A 9,204-nucleotide genomic window follows, 5' to 3' on the forward strand; every position below is an offset into this window, starting at 1 on the left:
CCTACTCGATTTTATTTGTGAGAACGATGCAGTCTATAAAAATGAAAGAAACGCATACCTTGTCCTAAGATATACGTTCAATCGCTCAATTAAATTGCAGTTGATACGCTCTTCTTTTTTGCTCACTAACAGAAATGGTCATCAACGCACTCGTCAAACAAAGTACTGTACCGAAAATTGCCCAGCCACTGAGTAACGTTCCGTTTGAAAATGCCATCATCGTTAACGTCACGACGAAGAACGTAAAAAAACCAAAAAGTTGATAAATTCCTGACACAACTCGTAAAACCATCCGATTAGAGAACGCAAGTGCAATCGGCACCGCAAAGAACACACTCACATAAGCCATTGCTACAATCACTTCACCGATAGAAGTAAACGAAAGATGCATCACACTAAGCGACTGCGAAGCTACCATAATCACCATTATCATTGCAACTAACCAGCTCGCTACTGAAAAACCTAAACGAATATACACAAACATCAATCCAATCCTACCATTGTTGTTCTATATCTATTAGTCGTAAACGTCAATTATGATACATATTATGTGCTACACAATACACTGAATGTCCCAGTGCTTACGAATCTCATCAACAATTCTAGTACGAACAACCACTCTCAAGTCAAAGTGTTTAAACAATGGTTGACCATCTTCAATCACAACATCTACCGCTCGACTTACATTCTGATCTAGAAGAATAACCTTAACTTCGCCATTATGCTCGTCGACTTTAGTAATCTCACGAATCTTAATTTCTTCCATTTCAATCATCCTCCTCGGTTCTCTCTCTATACAAACACTTTACCACGTTAGTGCAAGATGAAAATATAGTTTATAGAATTGTTATGTTTATCTTTAATACGTGATAATTGCTTACAAAGTTTCAGTTTAGTGAGCATTTCGATTGAAAAAGTTGGAATAATTGCATGATCTAGTATGCCTTTTATCCGTTTATTCATTTGCTTGATTCTGAGATTTTCATTGCATTTTTTTTAATCCACACTGCTTTAACCACCCTATAGATCTGCCAAGCACCCCAGACATACCAAAAAACACGAAGGTCATCTCCCTTCATGTTCACGATTATTATTTATTAATAACTATTTAAGTAACAGGAGTCAATTGAGAATATTCATTAATGCTAATGCAACCATGTTGAACAAGTCTTCACTCATGACTATCTAAATTCTAATAGTTTAGCGCAGTGACCTTAATAATAAAGTTGTAAAACCTAAAATGAAACGATCATGACGATCGTTCCAAAGGGCAAATCTTACAATAGTCTAAGTCTTCTTTTTTATTCTCAATTCGATGGAATAGGCAGCATGTTTTTCTTGTGCACGCTGAGCCTAAAACGGCTTCTTCTTGCAAAAAGGGTTGTAATGGATTGGTATCCAATCCGAATAGTGAACCATCTGCTCGTTGTAAACATTGAAAGTCTGACAATAATTGTTCACGTTGTATCCACGATTCCGTTGATTGAAGAAGGCTTCGATAAACCGAATGAATGCGAATCGCGATATTCTCCCAAAGAATTCTCGTAGAAATTCTCACAGTTGAAATCGCGCGAATAAGCGGCGTCATATGTTCCGTAAAGAACGTCTGTAACGTGCGATCACGCCACTCAATCCGATTCTCGGCTGGACACGTATCCCATGGGCATTCCCGCTCTTGAATACATAGCTTTTTGCGTTCCTCATTAAAAACACAGCCAGTTAACGGCATCGAGAGTGCCTGATTGTAATTGCCTAAGCTATACAATAACGAGCCTACGGTCACACGAGCATAGTACTTAATAAACAATGATGCTGCGACTTTAATGTTCGGTGCTTCAATCTTTTCCATGTAACTCGTCAAGAAATCTCGACATTTCAATGGATCCAATAAGTGGTCCATACGGAATCCTGTTGTGTTCGATGTGTAACGCTCAATTCCAAATGAAGCTAAGCGTTCAATCGTTGCAGATTCTCGCATCTTACCTTCTCCTTTCAAGCTTCTATAATGCAAAGGCTCTCTTTTACACGACGAGCCGCTTTCTTGCTGTAAGGGATCGTCATCGGTGTTAATGTAATCGGGTCTTCAATCACTTCACAATCTAATGCAAAGACTTGCTTCATCATTTCGGTCGTGACGACTTCTTCCGGACTGCCTTGTGCATAGATCGTTTTGTTCTTAAGCGCAATCATGTGATGCGCGTAGCGGGCAGCTAAATTTAAATCGTGCAAGACGATGACAATCGTTTTACCTTCCACTTCATTTAACATATGGCAAAGATCTAAAATTTCAATTTGGTGAGCGACGTCTAAAAACGTCGTCGGTTCATCTAGAAGTAACGTTTCTGTACGTTGTGCTAACGTCATCGCAATCCACACTCGCTGACGTTGACCTCCAGATAAAGAAGTTACTGGGCGGTCTGCCATCTCAAACACACCCGTTGAAGTCATTGCTTCATTGACGATTTCCTCGTCTTCTACCGACCATTGTTTTAGTAGGGTTTGGTGTGGATAACGACCTTGTTTAACGAGTTGGGAGACGGTGAGGCCTTCTGGACTACTCGTACTTTGAGGGAGAACAGCGAGACGCTTTGCAATCTCCTTCGTTGAGAGCTGATCCATATCCAACCCATCTAATTCGATCGATCCACTTTTCGGTTTGAGCAACCGTGCAATCGAACGTAGTAACGTCGATTTTCCACACCCATTTGCCCCAACCAAAATCGTTACTTTTCCTTTTGGAATGTCTAAGTCTAGCTCATCAATGACAATTCGATCTTTAAATCCGAGTGTAAGTGAATTCGTCCGTAACATTTCATCCATCACTTTTTTCAACCCTTTCGATTGCGATACAACAAATATAAAAAGAACGGGGCACCAATTCCTGAAACGAGTACACCCACCGGAACATCAAGTGGCAAAAATGCCGTCCTTCCTATTACATCAGCGACAAACACCATCGTTCCACCGATAATCGCAGCCGTTGGAACGAGTAACGCAAAGGATCGACCGATTACGAAACGAGCAATATGCGGTGCCATTAATCCGACGAAACTAATACCTCCGGCGAACGCAACGGCGACGCCCGCTAAGATGACACTTACTGTAATCATGCCTAATCGTTGCCATTGAATGCGCGCACCTAGACTTTTTGCAACATCTTCTCCTAGTTGTTGCACATGCACAGCTCTTGCACAAAGAAGCGCCAAAATCATCGCACAACCAATCCACGGAAACATCTGTTGAACTGCACTCCAAGACGATCCATACACACTCCCAGTCATCCACACATAAGCCTGACTACTGCTATTAATGGGGCTAAAGATAATCATGAGTGTTGTTAAAGCACTCATCGCTGCATTAATCCCAATCCCAATTAGCACTAATCGTAGAGGTGAGATACCTTGTTTCCATGCTAAAGCGTAAATGAGTACAGAAACGATTGCTGATCCGAGCATTGCAGCTAACGGTAGGAGGCTCATCGGCAATACTCCGCTAAACGTTGTAATAAAGAAGACCGCTGCAACAGCCCCACCGCCTGTAATACCAATGATGTCTGGGGAGGCAAGTGGATTACGAACCATCTCTTGCAGAATCAATCCCGATACACCGAGCGCAGCTCCTGCGAGTAATGCCACTAACATTCTAGGTAACCGCAAGCTCTCAATGATAAATGTATTTGCACCTACATCAATGCCGATAAAATATTGCAGGATCGCCAATGGAGACACCCACGTACTTCCAAGAGACAAACCGACGATCATGAGCACAACCATCATGAGAAACAAGCACAATGTGAACACGATCGGAACGATCGGTAATTGAAGGGAAAATGCACCAGACTGGGGACGTAGTGTGAACACTTTTTTCATGATTGTTTAAACCCTTTTCTAGCAATGTAAATGAAAAACGGTGTACCGATTAAAGCCGTTACAACACCAATCGGAATTTCTCTAGGTTGTATAGCAATTCGTCCAACAACATCGGCATTCAACATCAGTATTGCCCCAATGAACACACAGTATAGAATTAACCAAAGGTGTTGATGACCGACGAAGAAACGAGCAATGTGAGGAACGATTAATCCGACAAATCCGATCATTCCCCCAACCGCTACCGCTCCACCCGCTAACATGACTGCCACGAGTATGATCAACATCTTTAAAGCAAGTACTCTCTGCCCAAGACCTTTCGCAATCTCATCTCCTGTATGCAACAAATCCATAGGTTTTGCAATTAAAGCCGCAATAATCAAAGCGACCATAACGATTGGAATGACAGGCAGCAAAACTTCAATTGGACGGTTAGCAACTGTACCTGCCATCCACAGCAATACGCGATCAAGATTCGCTTCATTTGTAACGAGCAACCCTTGCGTAAACGAAACGAACAATGCATTAATCGCCGTTCCAGCTAACACGACACGCACCGGAGAAAACCCTTCGTCACCAACAGTACCAAGAACGTAGACGAGCACCGCCGCAAGCAATGCCCCTGCAAATGCAAACCAAAACAGTGACGTTAATGCCTGAATTGAGAAGAATGAAATCGCAACAACGACAAAAAACAGTGCCCCCGCGTTAATTCCAAATACACCTGGGGACGCTAATGGGTTGCGCGTTAACGCCTGCAACATAGCACCTGAGACAGCAAGACTTAATCCAATTAAAATGGCTGACGCCGCGCGCGATAAGCGATGATACAAAACGACGTGATCAGCATTTGTAGGGTCATACTCCATTAGTGCGTCAAACATTACATACCAAGCAACCTGTTGTTGGCCTACTTGAATGCTCATGTAGAGAGATAGAATAAACAGTAGAATTAAGAGAATGAGGCCAATGATTTTTGACCTCGTCGTTAGTAGTCGCTCACGCATGACTTATTCCTTTTCGATACCATACATTTCGTATAAATCATCTAGCATTTCGTTGGCTGCGATATAACCCGCGCCCATGCTCCACGTCACTTCGTCGACCATCTCGACTTGATCATTCTCAACCGCATCTAATTCTTCCCATAGCGGATGCTCTGTCCAAAGATCCCAAGACTCATCCAATTCATCTTCATCTTGGTTGCCTTGAAGATAAATAAAGAACTGATCACTGTTAAGTTCAGGGATGCTCTCTGTATTCGTTAACTCAATAAATGCCTCTTCAGCATCATAGGCTTCTTGTTGATTCTCAGGCATCTCAAACCCTGCATCTTCAAGAATACTTCCAGGGAACCCACCTACAAATAGACGCAATGAATCCGATCTGAAATTAATAATCGAACGCGTCATAGGGTACTCTTCGACTTGTTCCATTTCTGATTTAAAATGTTCGATTCTTTCATCCCACGCCGTTAATAGCGATTCGGCTTCATCTTCAACAGCGAGCGCTTCGCCCATCATGTCTAACGTCATCTTAAAATCATTCAGTTCATCAACAACAACCGTTGGTGCAATGCCAGACAGTTGCTCATAGATTTCTTCGTGACGTGACTGGGTTGCAATGATGACGTCTGGTTCAAGCGCTGCGATTTCTTCTAGATTCGGTTGAATTTCGTCACCTACAACCGTACTTTCACCTAAATCTTCTCGTAAGTATTCATATACCGGTGGTTCTAACCATGACTCCACAATCCCCACCGGTTCATAACCAAGAGCTGCAGCTGTGTCGTTCGCTCCTTGGAATAACGTGACAACCTTCTCAGGAGGTTCTTCGAATTCAGCGACCCCTAAGCTATGTTCCACTGTATATGATTCTGTGTTCTCTTCTGTATCTTGACCCGCATCACTTGTCGTCGGTTCGTCACTACCACAACCAATTAATACAAGAATTGATGCAAGCGGAATTAAACGTATGATCTTCATGGCAACCTCCATTTGTTGATAATGATTCTCATTGTTGATTATATGCCTATTCGGACGTGACCAACATAGACAATAACGACATCAACCTTAAGATTTCAGACATTATTTAACAAAGAACTCTGATAGTTTATCTAATAAAAGATTATGCGAATAGGCATTATAGCTCGTATACAAATGATTCGTGTCATACAACCCGTACAATTGTTTGTTTTTCACCGCTTTTAATGATTGCCATCGATGATCTTGATTTAATTGCTGCAAATGCTGAGTAACCTTCTTCACACTCGGCAATCGCTTGTGACTTCTATATAACGTTAGGATGATGCGATCCGCATTGATTTCCATAATCTCTTCTAGCGTAACTTCTTTAATATGAGCGATATTCTGAATGCTCTTAGGTACTTCCATCCGCAAGTCATCATACATGACCGCTCCCATATTTCTCATACCATAAAGACAGTAGCCTATTTCTCCTATACCTACGACAATCACTGTCTCTTTCCCTATGTACTTTCTGAGGGAATCTCTTAAACTGCTAGCCTTTTGTTCATACTGTTCTAGCCATTGTTGTGCTTCTTTTTCGCGATCGATTACCGATGCAATTTGTGTGAAGTGTTCTCGCCACGTTCCGTCATATGCAAGATTCACAACGGGCGCAATCTGATTAATGATCGTTGACTTTATCTGTACTGCGTCACTCATCGGGGCCTTTTGAATGACTACATCCGGTTGAATTGTGAATAACTTATCCACATCTACACTTTCTTGCCCAATTTCTTCAACACCCGCTTCTTTCAAAGATAGAGGATACGAATGATTCATAATTGCTGAATGGGCAGATGATTTAGCGCATACAAATGACCAGTAACAAGATGATGTAATGAGGCTACTTTTATTGAAACGATCGAGCGCTTCACATAGCTCTGTGGTGAACGTCCCATCTGTCGTTTAAACTGGCGACTAAAATAAAACTCATCTTTGAAACCAACATCAAAAGCTACTTCACGTATCGTTTTGTTTTTGTTTAGTAGAAGGCTCTTGGCATGAGTAATACGTACACGATTTAAATAAGACATCGGACTTTCCTTATAGCGCGCTTTAAATGAACGAGAAAAGTAGTCAACGTTGACTCCTGCTCGCTGTGCTAAATCACTACGTGTTAGAGGCGCATTATAAAAATGATCCATGTACGTCTTTGTATCAGCTAAACGTGTATGCAATGAATCTTTCTTTTGATCTTGTAATACTTGCATAACAAGATCGAGAAATTCATAAAACCGGTACGTTAACGTAAACGAAGACGCTTCTGAATCTTGCGAATCAGAAACAAGTTGCTCTACTTTACGTGTAATAATTTCATTCATTGAGAATTCCACATACACGTTGTACATCGTTTCAAGAATGAGAACATTCTCGTCCTGATCTTTTTTGTATGCATTACAAACCAACTGAAACAAAACTTTCTCGTCGGCTAGACAATCTTTCGTTGCGATCACTTGTCTCTCATTCTTCTGTGCGATGTATAGACATTCCCCATCGATCGTATCGTTATCTCCTTCAATCGCTCGTACAAATTCAAACATTCGTTCATCCACATATTGAGTGAACGTACATTGGTTCATCGCCTCTCACCACCGATAATGATAATCATTATCATTATAATATCATGAACAACGTTCAAGACTACACAAAATCGACTAAAATGTAAGTAAATTCCTTCAAACCTCCTATTTTCACGTACAAAAAAGACCATAAACCGTTTCGTTAATGATCTTTTTCACCCTTTTTAGCTTAGCTATGGCAGTGTTACTACTCGAAACGCACTTGATTGTTTAGGCAAAGAGCCAATCTCAGTTTTCGTATCCATATCAATAATAGAAATTAATTGTCGATTTGAAAAACCAACATATGCTCGACGAGTATACGGGTTCAACCCAATCGTAACAGGGTTTGCGCCTGGATCAGCAACCGGAATTTCAGCAATGATCGCTGACGTTGTTTCGTCGATTACCGTAACGTACCCATCCCCATTAGTAACATATAGTTCATTAAATAAAGGGTCGATTTCAACACGGTTAGGACTACCGTTTACGACAATCGTGTTAACTAACGCCAACGTACTTCCGTCATAAACCGTCACTGTACCTCCACCATTATTCGTAACATAAACAAGGTTCGTTCGCTCATCAACAATCACATCGCTTGGGTCAACTAATCCCTCTGTAAACGGTCCGATAATTTCATTTGTCGCACCATTTACAACGTTCATTTCATTGGCGAGTAACCCACCGCTTACAATATAAATTAAATTAGTTAGTGAATTCACTGCAAGTGCATTTAACGCTGAAGGAAAGACTCCTTCACCAATAACAGCTTCCACGGTAAACGTTTCCCCGTCAACGACAAATAATCTGCCCGTTAGTGTTGCCACATAAAGTTTATTTGTTGTGAAGTTGATTTCAATGGCCTCTGGATTAGGTCCTGGAGTTGAAAGTCCAAATTGTGTGATTAGACTTTCATCTACTGCACTATATACATACACCGTTCCGGGCTCATTTGCAGCTGCAATATACACATAATTTCGGTAAGGATCAACAGCAATCGCAAACGCAAATGAGAGAGGAAAAGTTGGCAACGTACCAATTTGTTCATTTGTAAATCCATCAAAAACTGCTGTATTTCCTGGTAATGACTGTAGACCATATACCTTATTTAAACCTGTAGGTGCGGTCGGTGCTGGAGGAATTGTCGGTTGCGTTGGTGCCGTAGGAGCAGTCGGCGGAATAACATTAGCCGGACCGTTGATAAGGTTGTTATTAATTTCAATTCTTTTACAACAATCATCCATATAATCGCTCCTTTCTCTAGTATCTATATAGCTTATGTACAGGTACCTCTCGCCCGTGTTAGTCGGAGTAACTATTTTATAGCTGATTACAAAAGATGGGTGCAGATGTTCACAACTTAATGCATTCAATCACGAACCTTTTTGACCTTATGTTCGTACAGTAACGTTAAAGGAGAAATCTATAGGGGGAATAGAATTGGAGCATAAAAAAGATTCAGGACACAGCACTCCAACGAACATTAACTGTGCATGCGGACCAAAAGGTAAACACCACCTCGGACCAAACCGAAAGAAAAATTGCGGTTGCGGGCCGTGTTCAATCTATATTAATAATAATTTAATTAACGGTTCGACTTGGGCAACTTGTCCATCTTGCCCAACTGGACCTACGGGACCGGCTGGGGCTACTGGCGCTACTGGGGCGACAGGACCTGGGACCGGTGCGACAGGACCTGCTGGGGCTACTGGCGCTACTGGAGCGACAGGACCACCGGGGACCGGC

The 9,204-nt window shown here is 41.7% G+C and carries 11 protein-coding genes; 1 reads left to right on the forward strand and 10 read right to left on the reverse strand.

Annotated elements, in window-relative coordinates:
- Positions 1 to 85: 85 nt before the first annotated feature.
- From JCM19038_RS10050 to JCM19038_RS10090, 10 genes are all read right to left on the reverse strand, one after another.
- Complete coding sequence (locus JCM19038_RS10050) at positions 86 to 478, reverse strand: hypothetical protein (RefSeq protein WP_152549396.1); 393 nt, start codon at positions 476 to 478, stop codon at positions 86 to 88.
- Between the two features lie 75 nt (positions 479 to 553).
- Positions 554 to 766, reverse strand: a complete 213-nt coding sequence (locus JCM19038_RS10055) for a hypothetical protein (RefSeq protein WP_042417398.1) — start codon at positions 764 to 766, stop codon at positions 554 to 556.
- 483 nt (positions 767 to 1,249) lie between these two features.
- Positions 1,250 to 1,978: an IucA/IucC family C-terminal-domain containing protein gene (locus JCM19038_RS10060; RefSeq protein WP_052361406.1), complete on the reverse strand. Its 729-nt coding sequence runs from the start codon at positions 1,976 to 1,978 to the stop codon at positions 1,250 to 1,252.
- Between the two features lie 14 nt (positions 1,979 to 1,992).
- Complete coding sequence (locus tag JCM19038_RS10065) at positions 1,993 to 2,820, reverse strand: ABC transporter ATP-binding protein (RefSeq protein ID WP_042417401.1); 828 nt, start codon at positions 2,818 to 2,820, stop codon at positions 1,993 to 1,995.
- An 8-nt stretch (positions 2,821 to 2,828) separates the two neighbouring features.
- On the reverse strand, positions 2,829 to 3,869 hold the full coding sequence (locus JCM19038_RS10070; protein WP_042417404.1) for an iron ABC transporter permease: 1,041 nt from the start codon (positions 3,867 to 3,869) through the stop codon (positions 2,829 to 2,831).
- Positions 3,866 to 4,876 (reverse strand): iron ABC transporter permease, encoded by a 1,011-nt coding sequence (locus tag JCM19038_RS10075; RefSeq protein ID WP_042417406.1) that lies wholly within the window; start codon positions 4,874 to 4,876, stop codon positions 3,866 to 3,868. Before JCM19038_RS10075 ends, JCM19038_RS10070 begins: the two co-directional genes overlap by 4 nt.
- Before the next feature lie 3 nt (positions 4,877 to 4,879).
- A complete protein-coding gene (locus JCM19038_RS10080; RefSeq protein ID WP_042417408.1) occupies positions 4,880 to 5,854 on the reverse strand; it encodes an ABC transporter substrate-binding protein in 975 nt (324 codons plus the stop codon).
- Positions 5,855 to 5,956: 102 nt separating this feature from the next.
- On the reverse strand, positions 5,957 to 6,676 hold the full coding sequence (locus JCM19038_RS20745; protein ID WP_052361408.1) for an ABC transporter substrate-binding protein: 720 nt from the start codon (positions 6,674 to 6,676) through the stop codon (positions 5,957 to 5,959).
- The gene (locus JCM19038_RS20750) at positions 6,673 to 7,476 is read right to left on the reverse strand and encodes a helix-turn-helix transcriptional regulator (RefSeq protein ID WP_052361410.1); all 804 of its coding nucleotides are present in this window, start codon (positions 7,474 to 7,476) and stop codon (positions 6,673 to 6,675) included. The genes JCM19038_RS20745 and JCM19038_RS20750 overlap by 4 nt, the downstream gene beginning before the upstream one ends.
- Positions 7,477 to 7,649: 173 nt before the next feature.
- On the reverse strand, positions 7,650 to 8,702 hold the full coding sequence (locus JCM19038_RS10090) for a YncE family protein (RefSeq protein WP_042417412.1): 1,053 nt from the start codon (positions 8,700 to 8,702) through the stop codon (positions 7,650 to 7,652).
- A 196-nt stretch (positions 8,703 to 8,898) separates the two neighbouring features.
- On the opposite strand from JCM19038_RS10090, the gene JCM19038_RS22285 reads away from it, so the two are divergent.
- A partial coding sequence (locus tag JCM19038_RS22285; protein ID WP_193745105.1) for a hypothetical protein occupies positions 8,899 to 9,204 on the forward strand: 306 nt, incomplete at its 3' end.

The sequence above is a fragment of the Geomicrobium sp. JCM 19038 genome, from assembly GCF_000698125.1.
Taxonomy (GTDB): domain Bacteria; phylum Bacillota; class Bacilli; order Bacillales; family Marinococcaceae; genus Geomicrobium_A.

Bases quoted from the DNA above. Each gene is read 5' to 3' on its own strand.
- JCM19038_RS10070 (WP_042417404.1), bottom strand. From the start codon at position 3,869: ATGAAAAAAGTGTTCACACTACGTCCCCAGTCTGGTGCATTTTCCCTT.
- JCM19038_RS10080 (WP_042417408.1), bottom strand. From the start codon at position 5,854: ATGAAGATCATACGTTTAATTCCGCTTGCATCAATTCTTGTATTAATT.
- JCM19038_RS20745 (WP_052361408.1), bottom strand. From the start codon at position 6,676: ATGAATCATTCGTATCCTCTATCTTTGAAAGAAGCGGGTGTTGAAGAA.
- JCM19038_RS10060 (WP_052361406.1), bottom strand. From the start codon at position 1,978: ATGCGAGAATCTGCAACGATTGAACGCTTAGCTTCATTTGGAATTGAG.
- JCM19038_RS10090 (WP_042417412.1), bottom strand. From the start codon at position 8,702: ATGGATGATTGTTGTAAAAGAATTGAAATTAATAACAACCTTATCAAC.
- JCM19038_RS10055 (WP_042417398.1), bottom strand. From the start codon at position 766: ATGGAAGAAATTAAGATTCGTGAGATTACTAAAGTCGACGAGCATAAT.
- JCM19038_RS10065 (WP_042417401.1), bottom strand. From the start codon at position 2,820: ATGGATGAAATGTTACGGACGAATTCACTTACACTCGGATTTAAAGAT.
- JCM19038_RS10075 (WP_042417406.1), bottom strand. From the start codon at position 4,876: ATGCGTGAGCGACTACTAACGACGAGGTCAAAAATCATTGGCCTCATT.
- JCM19038_RS20750 (WP_052361410.1), bottom strand. From the start codon at position 7,476: ATGAACCAATGTACGTTCACTCAATATGTGGATGAACGAATGTTTGAA.